Source organism: Janthinobacterium lyxosi (assembly GCF_051380665.1).
Taxonomy (GTDB): Bacteria; Pseudomonadota; Gammaproteobacteria; order Burkholderiales; family Burkholderiaceae_D; genus Janthinobacterium.
The window spans coordinates 250,107-266,212 of record NZ_JBNYXM010000004.1; the positions used below are offsets into that span (position 1 = coordinate 250,107).

Here is a 16,106-nt window from a genome sequence, read left to right on the forward strand (position 1 = left end):
GATAGCTTACGTATTGCGTGCGGCCGAATCCTCTACAATACGGTTATAAGGGTTTATCATTGTTTGACTGATCCATTTTTTTCACTTTCCGAGACTCTTATCCCGCTATGCGTCGTCCTTCCAAAGATTCATCCCATAAACTGACTGCCGACAGCCAGCGCCTGGTCACCTTTGCCCAGGCGATCGTACAGGCAGCCAGCCGTCTCGAAGAGCGGTCCTGGGAACACAGCCTGGATACGCAGCTCCAGAAATTACTCAAAACCGGCCACCAGGACACCATCGACAACACCCTGGGCAGCCTGTTCAAAGAAGACTTGAACGCCTACGACGTGCTGATGGACTGCGTTGAAGCCGTTAGCGAATCGACCGTCATCACGCATGAAGACGTGCGCTATGACGCCCTGCTCGTCGCCGTGCCCATCCTGGCGTGGACGCGCTTTTCCATCGCCTCCGGCCCCATGGCCGGCGATGCGCACGGCGTGCTATCCGCGCATTTCGCCGCCCACCTGCTGGCCGATGGCACGAAGATGGCCATGGCGCCGACCCTGTATTCGATTGACCAGCTGCCGCGCAGCCACGTCGAGACCTATGCCAAGACGCAGAAGCTGGCACTGGCCGCCCTGAAAGGCACGGCCGTCAAGCCCTCAAGCAAAGAAGCGGAAACGGCGCCCTTCCTGGCCGACACGCGCTACCTGCTGGTGGCCGTGGTGGCGCCTGCTGGCGCACCGCTGTTCCGCTGGCAGACGCCGGCCAGCCAGCTGGACTTTATCGCCGAGCGCAGTGCCGCCCTGGAACAATGGCGCGCGCAGGCGACGCCGACCATCGCCCGCCTGTTGCCCGGTTGCGGCCTGGAGTTGCTGCTGCCGGAAGCGTACTACGTGGCCTGCCGCGAAGCGGACAAGCTGATACGCCCCGTCTCCGTGCGCGCCGCCGTGCATTACCTGACGCATACGCTGGCCATCGAGCCGTCGGAACTGCGCGCCGTCATCGCCGGTTTCGGCGAAGAAGCGGCCGATGGCCAGGTCGACGAGTACCGCATCGCCTTCACCCTGCGCCAGACGCCGGACGTCATCTACGGCATCGTCTGGCCCCTGTATGGCCAGGAAGACGAGGATGGCACGCCGATCGAAGGCCTGATCCAGGTCGGCATCGCCGCGCTGGACAAGCAAAAGACGCCCGTCGATGAAATCATCGAGCACCTGAACGCGGCCGGCGTGACGCAGATCAAGCGCCACGCGGAACGTTTTGTCGGTGAATACTGCGACGATTGCGGCGCGCCGTTGTTTGCCGATCCTGTCGGTGAGCTGGCGCATGCGGAAATGCCGGAAGATACGCCACAAGGCACCGAACACTTCCATTGATCTGATGACACACTCTTCAAACCTACTGCGCAGCCCGCTCTCGGGTCGGCGTTACTCGCTGTACCTTTAGTACAGCTGCGTTACTCAACCCGATATCGGGCTTGCTCGCTACGGTTTGAAGAGGTGTCGATACCTTGATTAAAAGACGTTTAAAAACAAAAAGGCGGAACCTCGGTTCCGCCTTTTTGCATTTCAAGTCGCGCTTATCGCGCCATCACCACTGTGAAAACGGGTGGCGAATCAAATTCGCGTTGTAGTAGCGCGCATCGCCCGACACTTCCGCGCCTATCCAATCGGGTTTCTCGAAGGGTTGGTCTTCCGAAGCCAGTTCGATCTCGGCCACGATCAAACCCGCATTCGCGCCCAGGAACTCATCGACTTCCCACACCATGCCCGCGTGCTCGATGCGATGGCGGTACTTTTCGATCAACGGCTGTTCGCACAGACCGTCGAGCAGTTCAACGGCGTCGGCCAGCGGAATCGGATACTCCCACTCGCCGCGCGTCGCGCCCACGTTCGCGCCCTTGATGGTCAGCATCGCCTGTTGCCCCTCGATGCGCACGCGCGCCACGCGCTCGCGCGCGGACGACAAATAGCCCTGGCGCAGCAGCACCGCCTGCCCCAGACCGCGCCAGGCATCGCCTTGCAACAGGAATTTACGCTCGATCTCGACGCCCATGATCAACGCCGTTCAATCCAGCGACAGCAGGATAGGCTGCAGCATGGCCGCACCCAGTGCCGCGCTGCGCGCGCCATTCCAGCCCACGGCTGGATCCGGCAAGTCGGCGTTTTCCTTGAACGGCATTTCCAGGGTCAGCGCCAGGCAGCCGAAGTGGTGGCCGATGTATTTCGACGCCAGGGTCAGCATGTCCGACTTGTACTTGCTGGCCGCATAGCCGAACTTGTCCTGGAAATCGGGACTGGCCTGCTTGTAGCGCTCGATGAAGGCCTTCTGCTGCGCCGCTTGCGCCGGCGTGAAGTTTTCCAGCATTTCGTTGCCGGCCACGAAGTTATATGGCAACGCTTCATCGCCGTGGATGTCGAAGAACATGTCGACGCCCGTTTCGTGGATCTTGTTTTTCACGCACAGCACTTCCGGGCTGGACTCCAGCGATGGCGTCATCCATTCGCGGTTCAGGTTGGCGCCAGCCGCATTCGTGCGCAAGTTGCCGCGGATGGAGCCGTCCGGATTCATGTTCGGCACGATGTGGAACACGGCGCGCTGCAGCAGCTTGCGCGCGATCGGGTTGGCGTCATCCAGCAGCGAGTCAATCAGGCCTTCGACGAACCATTCGGCCATCGATTCGCCCGGATGCTGGCGCGCGATGACCCAGATCTTCTTTTCCGCCTGCGGGTTGCCGATGGTGACCATGTTCATGTCGCGGCCGTCAACCGTGCTGCCCAGGTCGGACACGCGCGCCAGCGGATGCTCGGCTACTTCGCCCAGCAGGCGCAAATGGCGCTCCCACGAATACGGTTCGAAATAGGCGTAGTACACGCTGTCGAGTTCCGGCGTATGCGAAATCGTCATGACCTGGCCATCGAACGAGGTCGGCACGCGGAACCAGTTTTCGCTATCGTAGCTGGCCACGGCCTGGTAGCCTTCATAGCCGGCCGGATAGGTGGCCTGGCCCGCGTTCAGGATGCGCAGCGTGCATGCCTGGTCACGCGCGCCCTGCAGGCGGAAATGGAACCACTGGTGGATATCGGCGTGGCTATCCTTGCGCAAGTTCAGGTCGATGGCGCCGACGCTGGTGGCGCTCACCACGTCGATGGCACCCGAGTCGAAGTTCTGGCTGATTTTAATGGTCATATAATGATACCGTCCAATGTAAGTGTTCCGGCGCTGCCTCGTGGGCTACTGCCGTCGCGCTAAAAACGCAGTGTAAGCTATCCCTCTATTTTCCGCCCTTTGGCTCCGTTCGCAAAGCCCGGCCCGGCGATTTATGCACCAATTCGTGGCATCGATGGAAAAGTGCCGGGCAAAAGGGCGAAAAATCGGTGCACTGTCGCATCGACCGGACAAAAAACTGAATTGTAACAATGCCAGACACATTGGCAGCCCATCGCCACCCTATAATTCTCGCTTTCATAGAGTCGCCAGGAAAGAGTCGTGGACAAGAAGTTGACCAATATTCAGGAAAGAAAGTTACGCGAGGCCCAGGCGCGGCGCGAGCACATCATCGACGTCGTCAAAGATCTCATCAAGAAGGGGGGGGCGCGCGCCGTCTCCATCCGCAAAGTGGCCGAAGCGGCCGGTTTTTCCACCACGGTCGTGTACGCCCTGTTCCGCGACAAGGCCACCTTGATCGCCCAGGCCATGGACAAGGACTTGCTGGAACTGGTGCGTGCCATGCGCACGGCCTGCGCCACCAGCATTGACCCGTGGGAACGCATCCGCCTGGTCGGCCGCGCCTACATCGAGTACGGTTTCCAGCATCCCGACGAATATTCGCTGATCTTCATGGAATTGCGCCCGCATGCGGAAATCGACGCCGTCGAAGTGCAACACGGCAATATCGAGCAGGATCCGTACGCCTACGCGCTGCACCTGTTCGGCGAGCTGGCGCAGGCGGGCAAGGTGCGCCAGAACGAGCCGGCGCTGCACACGATGACGCAAATCTTCTGGCAATCGCTGCACGGCCTCGTGTCGCTGCGCATCGTCATGGATGCGGGCGACCCATGGACGCCGCACCCGGAAATGAATGCGCATATCGACGACTTGCTGGCTGTCGTCACGGCAGGCATCCGCCTGCGCTTTGCGCCCGCGGTCTGACCTTTGATCTGGCGCAAGGTGCGCCAGGCGAAAAAAATGGGCAGGCGCGGTGATGTACCGCCCTGCCCTGTCCTGCCTTTATCTGCGCTGACCTGATTTATTGCGCTGCCAGCATGCTCTGCGTTTCCTGGTAGCGCGTATGCCACGACAGCGCCTGCTCCAGGATGTGCGGCGTGTGGCCGCCGCGCTGGCATGCCGCGTCGTAGTACGCGCGCAATTGATCGCGGTAATCAGGATGCGTGCAGCGCTCGATGATCAATGGCGCCCGTTCGCGCGGCGCCAGGCCACGCAAGTCCGCAAAACCCCACTCCGTGACCAGCACGTCGACGTCATGCTCCGTATGGTCCACATGCGAGACCATCGGCACGACGCTGGAAATGCGCCCGCCCTTGGCCGCCGATTTCGACACGAACATCGATACTTGCCCGTTGCGCGCAAAGTCGCCCGAGCCGCCGATACCGTTCATCATATGCGTGCCGCACACGTGCGTGGAATTGACGTTGCCATAAATATCAAATTCGAGCGCCGTGTTCAGGGCGATGATGCCCAGGCGGCGCACGATTTCCGGATGGTTGCTGATCTCTTGCGGGCGCAGCACGATCTTCGAGCGGTAATGGTCGATATTGTCCGTCAGCTTTTGATGCACGGCGGCCGAGAGGGTGATCGACGAGGCCGAGGCAAACGCCAGCTGGCCAGAATCGAGCAGCTCGATGGCGCTGTCCTGCAGCACTTCCGAATACATCGTCATGTTCCGGAAGGGCGAACCGATCAGGCCATGCAGCACGGCATTGGCAATGGTGCCGATGCCCGCCTGCAGGGGCAGCAATTCCGGACCCATGCGCCCGGCCGCCACTTCGCCTTGCAGGAAGGCGATCACGTGGCCGGCAATGGCCTGCGTTTCCGCGTCGGGCGGCAAGGTGTTCGACGGGCTGTCCGGGCTGTCCGTGATGACGATGGCGGCGATGCGTGCCGGGTCGATGGCAATGGCCGTGCTGCCCAGCCGCTGGTCGACGCGCGTGAGGGGAATCGGTTCACGCCCCGGCAGGGCTTGCGGAATATAAATGTCGTGTAAGCCTTCCAGCGCCAGCGGCGTGGACAGATTGATTTCGATGATGACTTGCGTTGCCTGCTGGGCGAAGGCGGCGGAATTGCCCACCGACATGGTCGGGATGATGGCGCCGGCCGCCGTGATGGCCGTCGCTTCGATGACTGCGATATCGACGGCGGCCAAGTTGCCAGAGCGTAGCTGCTCGGCCGTTTCCGACAGATGCTGGTCGATGAACATGACTTCACCGTTGTTGATCTTGCCGCGCAGCACAGGGTCAACCTGGAACGGCATGCGGCGCGCCAGCACGCCCGCCTCGGCCATCAGGCCGTCGCTGCCATTGCCCAACGAAGCGCCCGTGATCAGGGTCAGGCTCAAGGGGTCTTGCAGGGCGCGCTCGGCCAGCGCGCGCGGCAGGGCCTTGGCGTCGCCAGCACGGGTAAAGCCGCTCATGCCGACACGCATGCCGTTGCGGAATAATTTGGCTGCCTCATCGGCGCTCATGATTTTGCTGAGCAAGCCTGGGTGGCGGATACGGTCCTCGTACATCGTGATGCTCCTGATATTCTTAATATTCTCAAACTGGATGGCTGTCATACACCAACCCCATAAGTGGATTCAGTATAAAATCCCGGCTACATGCATGGCATGAATTAATTTCGCCAAACCCAGTCGATATTTTCATGCTTCGCCGAGGCGAGCCCCATCTTGGATATCCGTTCCCTGCGCTATTTTGTCGAAACCGTGCGCCTGTCGAGCTTTACGCAGGCGGCAGAATCGCTGCACCTGACCCAGTCCACCATCAGCAAGATGGTGCGCCAGCTGGAAGCAGAAGTGGGCGCCCAGCTGCTGGTGCGCGACGGGCGCAAGCTGACCCTGACGGACACGGGGCGCATCGTCTACCAGCACGGCCAGGAAATGCTGGCCAATATGCGCCAGCTGACCCTGGAAGTGCGCGACACCCAGGCCTTGCAGCGCGGCAGCCTGACGGTCGGCATCCCGCCCATGATTAATGTGCTGTTCACGCCAGTATTGAAGGCCTTTCGCGCGCGCCACCCGAACATCAGCCTGACCCTGCAGGAAGACACGGGCCAGCAGATCGAGCGCAAGGTGGCGGCCGGCGAGCTGGAAATCGGCATGACGGTGCTGCCGGCCGACCCGGAGCTCGACCTCGTGGCGGTCACCATCGCCAGCTACCCGATCTGGGCCCTGGCCGAACCGGGCACGTTCCAGAAGCAGCGCACGACACTGCCCTTCAAGGCGCTGGCCGAGCTGCCGCTGGTGCTGTTAAAAGATGATTTCGCCCTCACGCGCAGCCTGCGCCAGCATTTCGCGCAAGCGGGCTTCACGCCGACCATCGCGGCGCAGAGCGGCCAGTGGGACTGGCTGGTGGCGATGGCCTCGGCGGGCCTGGGCGTGGCCCTGCTGCCCGAGCCGTTCATCCACCGCCTGGCCGGCGAACCTTTGGAGGCGGTGCGCCTCGTCGAGCCGGAGGTGGCGTGGCAGGTAGCGCACGTCTGGAGCGGGCGTTATCTGTCGCACGCGGCGCGCGCCTGGCTCGAGGTCTGCCAGGACGTGCTGGGCACGCAGTTCGCGCACTGACGTAAAAAGGGTGGCCGAGGCCACCCCTTTTGATTGATCACGACAGCGCAGCTTATTTGGCGGCGTCGTCGTTGTACATGCTGGCGTACTTCCAGCCGAAGTACAAAATGAAGGTGTAGCACACGGCCGGCACGAGGAAGGACAGCTGCAGGTTGATATGGTCGGCCAGGAAGCCCTGGATGAACGGCACGATGGCGCCGCCGACGATGGCCATGCACAGAATGCCCGAGCCTTGGCCCGTTTGCGCGCCCAGCTTGTTCAGGGCCATGCTGAAGATGGTCGGGAACATGATGGAATTGAACAGGCCGACGGCGATCAATGCCCACATGGCCGTGTGACCGCTGGAGAACACGGCGACGAGGATCAGCGCGATGACGACGGCGGCGTTGAAGGCCAGGGTCTTGCCCGGGCTGACATAGCGCATCACGGCAAAGCCGACGAAGCGGCCCAGCATGGCGCCACCCCAGTAATAGCTGACGAAATACGCGGCGTCGGCGTGGCTGAGGCCAGCGATATGGCTCTCGCCCAGGAAGTTGATCAGGAAGCTGCCGATGCTGACTTCACCGCCCACATACAGGAAGATGGCCAGCGCGCCCAGCACCAGGTGGCGGTGCGACCAGATCGAGACCTTGTTGCCTGCCTGCGCCAGGGCAGCGGCATCGTCGGCATGCGAAATCTTCGGCAGTTTTGCCAGTGCGAACAGCACGGCCAGTATCACCAGGGTAGCGGCCAGCACCAGATAAGGCCCTTGCACGGAGGCCGCTTCCTTGGCGCGGTAGGCCAGTTGCTCGACTGCCGGCAGCAAGTCGAACTGCTGCACCGTCAGCACGGTGCCCGACAAAATCAGCATGCCGCCCAGCGCCGGCGCCACCGTGGTGCCCAGGGCGTTGAAGGCTTGCGTCAGGGTCAAACGGCTCGACGCCGTCTGCGGGTCGCCCAGTTCCGTCACGTACGGATTGGCCGCCACCTGCAGCACGGTGATGCCGGCCGCCAGGATGAAGAAGGACAAGAGGAACAGCGCATAGCTGCCGGTCGACGCCGGGTAAAACATGGCGCAGCCGGCAGCGGCGATCAGCAAGCCCGCGACAACGCCGCGCTGGTAACCGATTTTCTTGATCAGCATGCCGGCCGGCAGCGAGACGATGGCGTAGGCGCCAAAGAAGCAGAACTGCACCAGCATCGCCTGGACATAAGTCAAGGTGTAGATCGAGCGCAGATGGGGGATCAGCACATCATTGAGCGATGTCAGCAGTCCCCACATGAAAAACAGCACCGTGACAATGATCAGGGCGCCTGTATTGTTTTGCGTGCCGGCCTGTGCGTGCGATGCACCCAGCCCCTGCTTTACGTGTTCCATACTTTCTCCATTGTTCTATCCAAGATTATCGTGCCCTGCCCTGGCCCACCGCTTGCATGGACACCGCCAGGCAGCGGCAGCGCTCGTGTTTGAAAGCAACATCTTCGCAAGGCCGAGTGCGTAGTAAAACTACCTTGCTGCGGCCGCATTATGCCCGAAAGGCCCCGGATTGCGCAGGTTTCCCATCAATTATTCGATAATTGAATAGCTGACATTCGAAAACAAAAGTAGCCTTATAACTTGAAATCGCTATACTTATATTGCAGTGCAGCACAACGCGGCACGCCACACTAGGAGTCTGCCATGTCTACCGCATTTAGCTATCACACCACGCAAAACAGCAATATCGTCGCCACCCTGGTCCATGCCGCCAAACGTCTTGGCGCCTGGCTGAACCACAGCAGCGACCGCCGCGAACGCGCTTACGAAGAAGCCTACCTGGCCGAATCGACCGACCGTTACGACCTGGAATACCGCATGCGCGAACTGGCCCGTGCCAACCCGCAGCCCAGCTGGATGAGCGGCCTGAGCCGTTAAGTGCCGCAATACCAAGGCACTCATCGCAGCCCATCATGGACTGTTGCAACATCGATAGCGCCATCCTGCTCGCCTTGCGCTTGAGCACAGGATGGGCTATACAGGCGGGATGCAAACGCCCATTACCATTCTCGCCATCGCCGGCAGCCTGCGCGCCGCCTCGCTGAACACCGCCCTGCTGCACGCCATCGCCCGGCTTGCCCCAGCGGAATATGCAATTCGCATCTATCAGGGACTCGGCGAATTACCCCTGTTCAATCCCGACCTCGACGCCGACAGCCTGCCGGTTGTGGCGGGCCTGCGCGACGCCATCCTGGCGGCTGACGTGCTGATGCTGGCCAGCCCCGAGTACGCGCACGGTGTGAGCGGCCCCATGAAAAACGCGTTGGACTGGATGGTGGGAAACGAATCGTTCATCGACAAGCCGCTGGTGCTGCTGAACACCTCGCCGCGCGCCACGCACGCGCAGGCGGCCTTGCGCGAAACGGTGCGCACCATGTCGGCGCGCCTGATCGAGGACGCCTGCATCAGCCTGCCTCTGCTGGGATCGGGTCTGGATGCGGACGGCATCGCTGAGGACCCGGCATTGCGCCGGGCCAGCCTCGATATGCTGCAGTGCATCAGGTCATTTTCATGACCCTCTGCACGTTTCACTATCAATTTATCTAGTTTTACTACGTACTTCTACGGGCCGGTCAATGCGCAATCATGCCGGTGAACACGTACGCCTGCAGCATGGTGATGATGCCGATGATGACGGCAAACAACAGGCTGTGCCTCAAGGTAAAGCGGAACAGGTCCGATTCCTTGCCCGCCAGGCCAGCTGCGGCGCAGGCGACGGCGATCGATTGGGGCGAGATCATCTTCGCCGTCACGCCGCCCGTCGTATTGGCCGCCACCAGCAAGGTGTCGGGGTCGCCGATCTGGTGCGCCGTGGTGTTTTGCAGGGAGCGGAACAAGGCGTTCGAAGACGTGTCGGCCCCCGTCAGGGAGACGCCCGGCTGGTCCAGGTAGGGCCCGTGGATCTTGATGACCAGACCCGATAACGCACCGCCGGCGGCGGCCCGCTCCAGGAAGGCACCGAAGGCAAAGCCGATCAGCAGCACCTGCAGGCACTGGTCGTCCGTGACCGACAGCACGGAGGCGCGGATGATCTCGATCTGCCCGTCTTGACGACGATCTTGTACAGGAAGACGGCCGTGACGATGACCCACGCGATAGGCCACAAGCCGTAAGCAAAACCATAGCCGGCTGCCAAGCGATGTATGAAGTTGGGTCCAGGTTTGTATGTCGGGTCTGCTCCGGTGGTTGCGGGTTGAGTGAAAAAACAGCTTTTGATGTCAGTGCGTGTAGCGTGTTTTTTGCGGTGCTTCGGTGCTCCTGGGCCGGGCTATTCCTCCTGCCCCCGTGCATTGAGCAGGTCGGCCAGGCTGCGCGGCGCCGGCAGCAAAGGCTTGCGGTGCTGCGTCCAGCCCAGTTGCGCGCGCGGCGTCAGCATCCGCAGGCGCGTGGCGGCCCAGCGGAACAGGCGGTAGCTGGCCGGGCGCGCAAAGGCGCCGCTCCAGAAGCGCCAGATCAGGCTTTCGCCGCGGCTGAACTTGGCGCCCTGCCCGCGCAGCGGATGCGCAACCTGCTCTGCCGGATTGCGGTTCGCTTCCGTGCGCAGGCGCACCAGCAGTTGCGGAATCGGGATGCGCACGGGGCACACTTCGCCGCAGGCGCCGCACAGGCTGGACGCGGTGGCCAGGTCGGCCGTCGCATCCAGCCCCAGCAAGTGGGGCGAAATGATCTTGCCGATCGGCCCCGGATACGTGGTGCCGTAGGCGTGGCCGCCGATGCGCGTATAGACGGGGCAGTGGTTCATGCAGGCGCCGCAGCGGATGCATTGCAGGGTGGCGCGCAGCTGCTCGTCCGCGTAGGCCTGGCTGCGGCCGTTGTCGAGCAGCACCAGGTGCACTTCGCGCGGCCCATCCTTTTCACCTTCGCGGCGCGGCCCCGAAATCAGGTTGAAATACGTGGTGATGGCCTGCCCCGTCGCCGAGCGCGTCAGCAAACTGGCCAGCGGCACGATGTGCTCCAGCTTGGCCACCACTTTTTCCATGCCCATGATGGCGATATGCACCTCGGGCACGGACGTCGTCAGACGGCCATTGCCTTCGTTCTCCACCAGCCACAGGGTGCCCGTGTCGGCCGCCGCGAAGTTCACCCCCGACAGGCCGATGTCCGCCTCGACGAAGGCCTGGCGCAGGGCGCGCCGCCCCGTCTGGATCAGGCTGTCGACGTCTTCCGTGTAGGGCGCATCGGGAATATGCTCGGCGAACAGGCCGGCGATATCGGCCTTCGTCTTGTGAATCGCCGGCATGACGATATGCGACGGCTTTTCGCCGGCCAGCTGGACGATGTACTCGCCCATGTCCGACTCCAGGCACGTCATGCCGCGCGCCTCCAGGTAGTGATTGAGCTCGATTTCCTCGCTGGCCATCGACTTGCCCTTGATGAAGCGCGTCGCCTGCTTCCTTTCGGCGATGGCATGGATGATGGCGTTGGCCTGCTCGCCATCCTCGGCCCAGTGCACCTGCACGCCGGCCGCCGTCAGCCTGTCTTCCAGCTGCACCAGCAAATCGGGCAAGCGCGCCAGCGCGTGCTGGCGCACGGCTTCGCCGATGTCGCGCAGGCGTTCCAGTTCGTCGCCGTCGGGGAACTGGGCGCTGCGCTTGTCCTGCAAGAAATCCATGGCGCCGCGAAAACTCTGGCGCAGCTTCGGGTCGTCCAGCGCGGCGCGCGCACGCGCATGGAAGTCGGCCGGTTTGACGAATTGCATGGGCTTGGCGTTCATGCCTGGCCTCCTTCATGGGCTGACAAGTCATCGACGATCAGCACCCACAGCCAGCGCGGACCGTGCGCGCCATAGGCCAGGGTTTGCTGGATGTCCGACGTTTTCGAGGGGCCCGACACCAGCACCAGGTTGGCCGGCATGCCGTCCGCCCAGCGCTCGGCGCGCGCCGCCGCATGCAAGTGCGCATGCAGGGTGCTCGCATACACCAGGCAAATGTGCAAGGGCGGCGCCAGCGACACCGTGCGCGGCGTGGCCGCATCGGGCGCAATGACCAGGGTGCCCGTGGCGGCGATGCCCGAACGGGCGACGGTAAAACCGGCATCGACGGTATCGAACAGTTCACCCTTCCACTGCGCCAGCGGACGCTCAAAAGACAGTGCTTCCACCTTGGGCGGCAAGGCGGCGCGCAAGGCCTGGCCTTCGGTGCTGCCGGTATCGAACAGCAAACGGCGCGCGCCGTGCGCGTCCAGGCGCTGCGCCAGCAGGGCGGGCCAGGCATCGCTGCTCACGCAATCGACATCGGCATGCGCGGCGCGCAGGGCTGCCTGCATGGCGGCTATCCTGCCCCGTGGCGACAGCGGCGCCGCTGTTAGTCGCACCAGGTAATGCTGATCGATGGCCACGTCGATGGCCTCCACCGCATCGGGCGCGGCGGGCTTAGCTGCGCGCAGACGCCCCAGCATGCGTTCACGGGCAGTCAGGGCTGCGCTCATGCCGCGCCTCCCGTGCGGCGCCACAAGAAGCTGGCCAGGTGCTCGACGGGCAACGGCGCGCCCTGGTGCTGCGCGGCGTGGCCGATATTGAGCAGACAGCCGCAGTCGGCCGAAACGAGCCGGTCGCAACCCGTGGCGCAGGCCGAGGCGATCTTGTCGCTGACCATGGCGCCGGAAATGTCCGGGTGTTTCAATGAAAACGTGCCGCCGAAGCCGCAGCATTCCGATTCGCGCTGATGTTCGATGCGCGTCACGCCGGGCAAGGCGTCAACCAGCGCCACACCGTGGAGCCGGGTGCCCATTTCGCGGCGCGCGCCGCACGAGGTGTGCAGCACCACGTTTTCATCCGCCTGCCCGGCGACGGCCAGGGCCAGGCCGGCCAGGTCGAGTTTCAGCACGCAGACGAGAAATTCACTCAGTTCATACACGCGTTCGGCCAGCTCCAACGCCTTGGGGCCGGCCACGGGGTCGTCCTGGAACAGCTGCGGCCAGTGATGGCGCATCATGCCGGCGCAGGAGCCGGACGGCACGATCACGGGCCAGGGTTGCGCAAACAAGTCCAGCTGGGCGCGCGCCACGGCACGCGCCTGTTCCGGGTTGCCGCTGCTGTAGGCGGGCTGGCCGCAGCAGCTCTGGCCACGCGGATAATGCACCAGCAAGCCTTCCCGCTCCAGCAGGCGCACCGCGTCGAGTCCCGCCTGCGGTACGAAGATATCCACCAGGCAGGTGGCGAACAGGTACACCTGGAGCGGTGCGGGCGGGTAGTGGCGTGGCTGGCGCGGGTCTGGCTGCATGACTGTGTCTCCCCGGCGCTCTGTGTGTTGCTGCGGCGCCGCTGTGTGTTGTTAAGAATGACCGGTTCACGCATAATTCCAGCTTCCGCGAGCCACTTCAAATTGCTCGGACCACTTTAAAACAACACCGAAAGACAGCGATGGCGACAGGCATGCAAACGCGGGGCAGGGTCGAAACGGTGATGCGCAGACTGGAGACCGCCCTGCTGGACGGCAGCTTGCCGGCGGGCGCACAGTTGCCGGCCGAGCGCCTGCTGGCACTGCAATATGGGGTCTCGCGCAATACCGTGCGCGAAGCGGTGCAGCGGCTGGCGGCGCGGGGACTGGTGCGCAGCCGGCGCGGCGCCGGCGTGTTCGTGACGGATCAATTGCGCACCGGCATGGCTTCGCCGTGGAGCCAGCTGGTGGCCGACCACCCCGCCCTGCGCGACGACATCCTGGAATTCCGCCGCGTGCTGGAAGGGGCGACGGCCTACTTTGCGGCGCAGCGGGCCAGCAGCGGCGAGCGCGCACAGATCATGGCGCTGCTGGCCGAGCTGGAACAGGCGCGCGCCAGCGACGACAAGCACGGCGAGGCGCAGGCCGATGCGCGGCTGCATGAAGTCATCGCGCAAGCGTCGCACAACACCATGTTCCTGCACTTGCACACCAGCATCATCGGCATGCTGCGCGAACATATCACCATCAATGGCACGGGCTTGCGCCAGCAGGACGACGCCACCTCGCTGCAACTGCTGTCGCAGCACCGCACCCTGTGCCAGGCCATCTGCGCCAGCCAGCCCGAGGAAGCGCGCACGGCCATGCAAGGCCACATCGATTTCGTGCGCACACGCGTTATCAGCGATGAATAAGGGTCACTGGTAGGACCAATCTAGACGACGAACATGGTAGGCAATGCGTCGTGCCTTGTCGCAGGGGCGGGCAAGAATAGGGTCCCGATTCGCCATCCGACAGGTTTCCATGCATTTGCACCATGCCACTGAGGCTATCCGCAGGCCGGAGCTGCATCCCTTGCTGTCCCTGCATGCCGGCGCCAGCGCCGTCTTTGCCGTCGCGCTGTTGCCGCCCGCCGGCTGGCCGCTGGCCCTGGCCTGCTGCCTGGTCATCCTGGCCATGCTGCTGCGGGCCCTGCGCGCATCAGCAACACAGTCTGGCCGCAGCGCCTGCGGCAGCGCATTGCTGGCGCTGGACCTGGTCGTCTTCCTGCTCTGCTACGCACTGCGCGAAACCGATGCCGACTGGCACGCGACCGCCTTTTGCATCCTGCTCGCTGCGCCCTATGCCGGCATCACGCGGCACATGCTGGGCGGCGCCGGCCTGGCCATCCTGGCGAGCCTGGCCTGGCTCGGCCTGCAGGATGAGTTCCAGGCTGGCAGCGCCGCCACCTTGCTGCTGCTCAACCTGGCCGGCATCTGTGCCTGCCATAGCCAGCAGCGCCAGCACCGCGAGCACTTGCTGCAACACGCGGTTCTCGCCGAGCAGGCCGTGCGCGACCACCTGACGGGCTGCTACAACCGCCGCTACCTCGATGAGCACTTGCTGGGCGCCGAACTTGCGCGCTCAAAACGCCATGGCCTGTGCCTGACGGCCATCCTGTGCGATCTCGATCACTTCAAGCGCATCAACGACGCCCACGGCCATGCCGCAGGCGACGACGTGCTGCGCACCTTTGCCGCCCTGCTCGGCAACGCCACGCGCCGTGGCATCGACAGCGTGGTACGCCACGGCGGCGAGGAGTTCCTGCTGATCCTGCCGGAAACGGACCTGGCTGGCGGCGTGCGCCTGGCCGAACGCTTGCGCGCCAGCCTGATGTCGCACATCGGAACGACGGCCAGTTTCGGCGTGGCCTGCATCGCTTGTGCGCCTGGCAGCCAGACATCCGGCCCTGCCGCCCTGGTCGCTGCTGCGGACAGCCTGCTGTACCAGGCCAAGCACGCGGGGCGCAATTGCGTCAGGGCGGCCATGCTGGACGCCCTGTAATTGTCATCGAATCAATGTTACCATTCGTTAACTTGTGTACTTATCAGTACACATCCTGCCACTGAATAGAACGGAACCACCATGCCTGAACACGCGCCCCGCCCTTCCACCATCATGCGCCAATGGCAAATGCTGCGCCTGATACCGCAGGCGCCCCGCACCATCACCGTCGCCGAACTACACGACAAGCTCAAGGCCATCGACTTTGCCATCGGCATCCGCACGATCCAGCGCGATTTACTGGACCTGGCCGAGATTTTCCCACTGATCAATCCAATCGACAGCAAGCCGTTTGGCTGGTGCTGGATGGAAAATGCGGCGCGCATGGACATGCCTGGCCTGTCGACGCCTGCCGCACTGACCCTGGCGCTGATGGAGCAGCACCTGCGCCATGCGCTGCCGCCATCCACCCTGGACAGCATGCAACCGTATTTCAGCGCGGCGCGCCAGACCCTGAACGCCGCCAGCGAGCGTGCCAACTCGTCCGCCTGGCTGGGCAAAATACGCGTTATCGCTCCCATGCAGCGGCTGCTGGCGCCCGAGATCGACGAAACTTGCCAGCGCACTGTGTATGAAGCGCTGATGCAGAACTGCCAGCTCAAGCTGAGCTACAAGAAACGTGACAATGACAATCTCGTCAGCTATGACGCCGTCCATCCGCTGGCCATCGTGCAGCGGGGCCAGTTGCTCTATCTGGTATGCCTGTTCGCCGACTACAACGATGTGCGCACCCTGGTCCTGCACCGTGTGCAGCAGGCGGAAAGGCTCTACCTGCCTGCGCGCACGCAGCCAGGCTTCGACATCGACGCGTATATTGCCTCCGGCGCCACGGGCATCCGCGATGGCGAACCGCTGCTGCTCGAAGCCGTGTTTGCCCGGCGCAGCGGCGAACACCTGTACGAGACGCCGCTGAGCACGGACCAGCAATTGCAGGAACGCGAGGATGGCTCGCTGCACCTGACCGCCACCGTGCCCAGCACGCGCGAACTGCAATGGTGGTTGCTGGGCCTGGGCGATGGCGTGGAAGTGCTGGCACCCGCCGCGCTGCGCGACCAGATGAAAAGCACCATCGCCAGCATGGCCAGCCGCTACGCCGCCTGACGAC

The 16,106-nt window shown here is 63.4% G+C and carries 16 protein-coding genes and 1 pseudogene; 8 read left to right on the forward strand and 9 right to left on the reverse strand.

Annotation, left to right across the window (positions count from 1 at the left end; all coding sequences use genetic code 11):
* Positions 1-107 precede the first annotated feature (107 nt).
* A complete protein-coding gene (locus ACQ4WP_RS05915) occupies positions 108-1,361 on the forward strand; it encodes a DUF2863 family protein (RefSeq protein ID WP_436519101.1) in 1,254 nt (417 codons plus the stop codon).
* Positions 1,362-1,575: 214 nt separating this feature from the next.
* On the opposite strand, the gene ACQ4WP_RS05920 is transcribed toward ACQ4WP_RS05915, so the two are convergent.
* Together ACQ4WP_RS05920 and ACQ4WP_RS05925 are read right to left on the reverse strand one after the other, a co-directional pair.
* Complete coding sequence (locus ACQ4WP_RS05920) at positions 1,576-2,040, reverse strand: CYTH domain-containing protein (protein WP_436519102.1); 465 nt, start codon at positions 2,038-2,040, stop codon at positions 1,576-1,578.
* Positions 2,041-2,052: 12 nt separating this feature from the next.
* Positions 2,053-3,174 (reverse strand): M14 family metallopeptidase, encoded by a 1,122-nt coding sequence (locus ACQ4WP_RS05925; protein WP_436519103.1) that lies wholly within the window; start codon positions 3,172-3,174, stop codon positions 2,053-2,055.
* Positions 3,175-3,474: 300 nt separating this feature from the next.
* Here ACQ4WP_RS05925 and ACQ4WP_RS05930 point away from each other — a divergent pair, with 300 nt between their 5' ends.
* Positions 3,475-4,137: a TetR/AcrR family transcriptional regulator gene (locus ACQ4WP_RS05930; RefSeq protein ID WP_436519104.1), complete on the forward strand. Its 663-nt coding sequence runs from the start codon at positions 3,475-3,477 to the stop codon at positions 4,135-4,137.
* Between the two features lie 97 nt (positions 4,138-4,234).
* Here the strand turns inward: ACQ4WP_RS05930 and scpC are convergent, their stop codons facing one another.
* A complete protein-coding gene (gene scpC, locus ACQ4WP_RS05935) occupies positions 4,235-5,731 on the reverse strand; it encodes a succinyl-CoA:acetate CoA-transferase ScpC (protein WP_436519105.1) in 1,497 nt (498 codons plus the stop codon).
* 159 nt (positions 5,732-5,890) lie between these two features.
* Between scpC and ACQ4WP_RS05940 the strand changes: the two genes are divergently transcribed.
* Positions 5,891-6,784, forward strand: coding sequence for a LysR substrate-binding domain-containing protein (locus tag ACQ4WP_RS05940; protein ID WP_436519106.1), 894 nt, complete (start codon positions 5,891-5,893; stop codon positions 6,782-6,784).
* Between the two features lie 52 nt (positions 6,785-6,836).
* On the opposite strand, the gene fucP is transcribed toward ACQ4WP_RS05940, so the two are convergent.
* Complete coding sequence (gene fucP / locus ACQ4WP_RS05945; RefSeq protein ID WP_436519107.1) at positions 6,837-8,141, reverse strand: L-fucose:H+ symporter permease; 1,305 nt, start codon at positions 8,139-8,141, stop codon at positions 6,837-6,839.
* A 303-nt stretch (positions 8,142-8,444) separates the two neighbouring features.
* Here fucP and ACQ4WP_RS05950 point away from each other — a divergent pair, with 303 nt between their 5' ends.
* Complete coding sequence (locus ACQ4WP_RS05950; protein ID WP_436519108.1) at positions 8,445-8,678, forward strand: DUF3563 family protein; 234 nt, start codon at positions 8,445-8,447, stop codon at positions 8,676-8,678.
* Between the two features lie 109 nt (positions 8,679-8,787).
* The gene (locus ACQ4WP_RS05955) at positions 8,788-9,315 is read left to right on the forward strand and encodes an NADPH-dependent FMN reductase (RefSeq protein WP_436519109.1); all 528 of its coding nucleotides are present in this window, start codon (positions 8,788-8,790) and stop codon (positions 9,313-9,315) included.
* A 58-nt stretch (positions 9,316-9,373) separates the two neighbouring features.
* Here the strand turns inward: ACQ4WP_RS05955 and ACQ4WP_RS05960 are convergent, their stop codons facing one another.
* From ACQ4WP_RS05960 to ACQ4WP_RS05980, 5 genes and pseudogenes are all read right to left on the reverse strand, one after another.
* Positions 9,374-9,784 (reverse strand): L-lactate permease, encoded by a 411-nt coding sequence (locus ACQ4WP_RS05960; RefSeq protein WP_436519141.1) that lies wholly within the window; start codon positions 9,782-9,784, stop codon positions 9,374-9,376.
* 3 nt (positions 9,785-9,787) lie between these two features.
* A pseudogene (locus ACQ4WP_RS05965) lies at positions 9,788-9,936 on the reverse strand (L-lactate permease); the annotation flags it as partial.
* Between the two features lie 132 nt (positions 9,937-10,068).
* On the reverse strand, positions 10,069-11,514 hold the full coding sequence (locus ACQ4WP_RS05970) for a LutB/LldF family L-lactate oxidation iron-sulfur protein (protein WP_436519110.1): 1,446 nt from the start codon (positions 11,512-11,514) through the stop codon (positions 10,069-10,071).
* Complete coding sequence (locus tag ACQ4WP_RS05975) at positions 11,511-12,227, reverse strand: LutC/YkgG family protein (protein ID WP_436519111.1); 717 nt, start codon at positions 12,225-12,227, stop codon at positions 11,511-11,513. The genes ACQ4WP_RS05970 and ACQ4WP_RS05975 overlap by 4 nt, the downstream gene beginning before the upstream one ends.
* The gene (locus ACQ4WP_RS05980; RefSeq protein ID WP_436519112.1) at positions 12,224-13,021 is read right to left on the reverse strand and encodes a (Fe-S)-binding protein; all 798 of its coding nucleotides are present in this window, start codon (positions 13,019-13,021) and stop codon (positions 12,224-12,226) included. The genes ACQ4WP_RS05975 and ACQ4WP_RS05980 overlap by 4 nt, the downstream gene beginning before the upstream one ends.
* Before the next feature lie 152 nt (positions 13,022-13,173).
* On the opposite strand from ACQ4WP_RS05980, the gene ACQ4WP_RS05985 reads away from it, so the two are divergent.
* The 3 genes from ACQ4WP_RS05985 (at position 13,174) to ACQ4WP_RS05995 (ending at position 16,102) form a co-directional block, all read left to right on the forward strand.
* Positions 13,174-13,872: a FadR/GntR family transcriptional regulator gene (locus tag ACQ4WP_RS05985; protein WP_436519113.1), complete on the forward strand. Its 699-nt coding sequence runs from the start codon at positions 13,174-13,176 to the stop codon at positions 13,870-13,872.
* A 160-nt stretch (positions 13,873-14,032) separates the two neighbouring features.
* On the forward strand, positions 14,033-15,001 hold the full coding sequence (locus tag ACQ4WP_RS05990) for a GGDEF domain-containing protein (RefSeq protein ID WP_436519114.1): 969 nt from the start codon (positions 14,033-14,035) through the stop codon (positions 14,999-15,001).
* An 81-nt stretch (positions 15,002-15,082) separates the two neighbouring features.
* On the forward strand, positions 15,083-16,102 hold the full coding sequence (locus ACQ4WP_RS05995; RefSeq protein ID WP_436519115.1) for a helix-turn-helix transcriptional regulator: 1,020 nt from the start codon (positions 15,083-15,085) through the stop codon (positions 16,100-16,102).
* Positions 16,103-16,106: the final 4 nt, after the last annotated feature.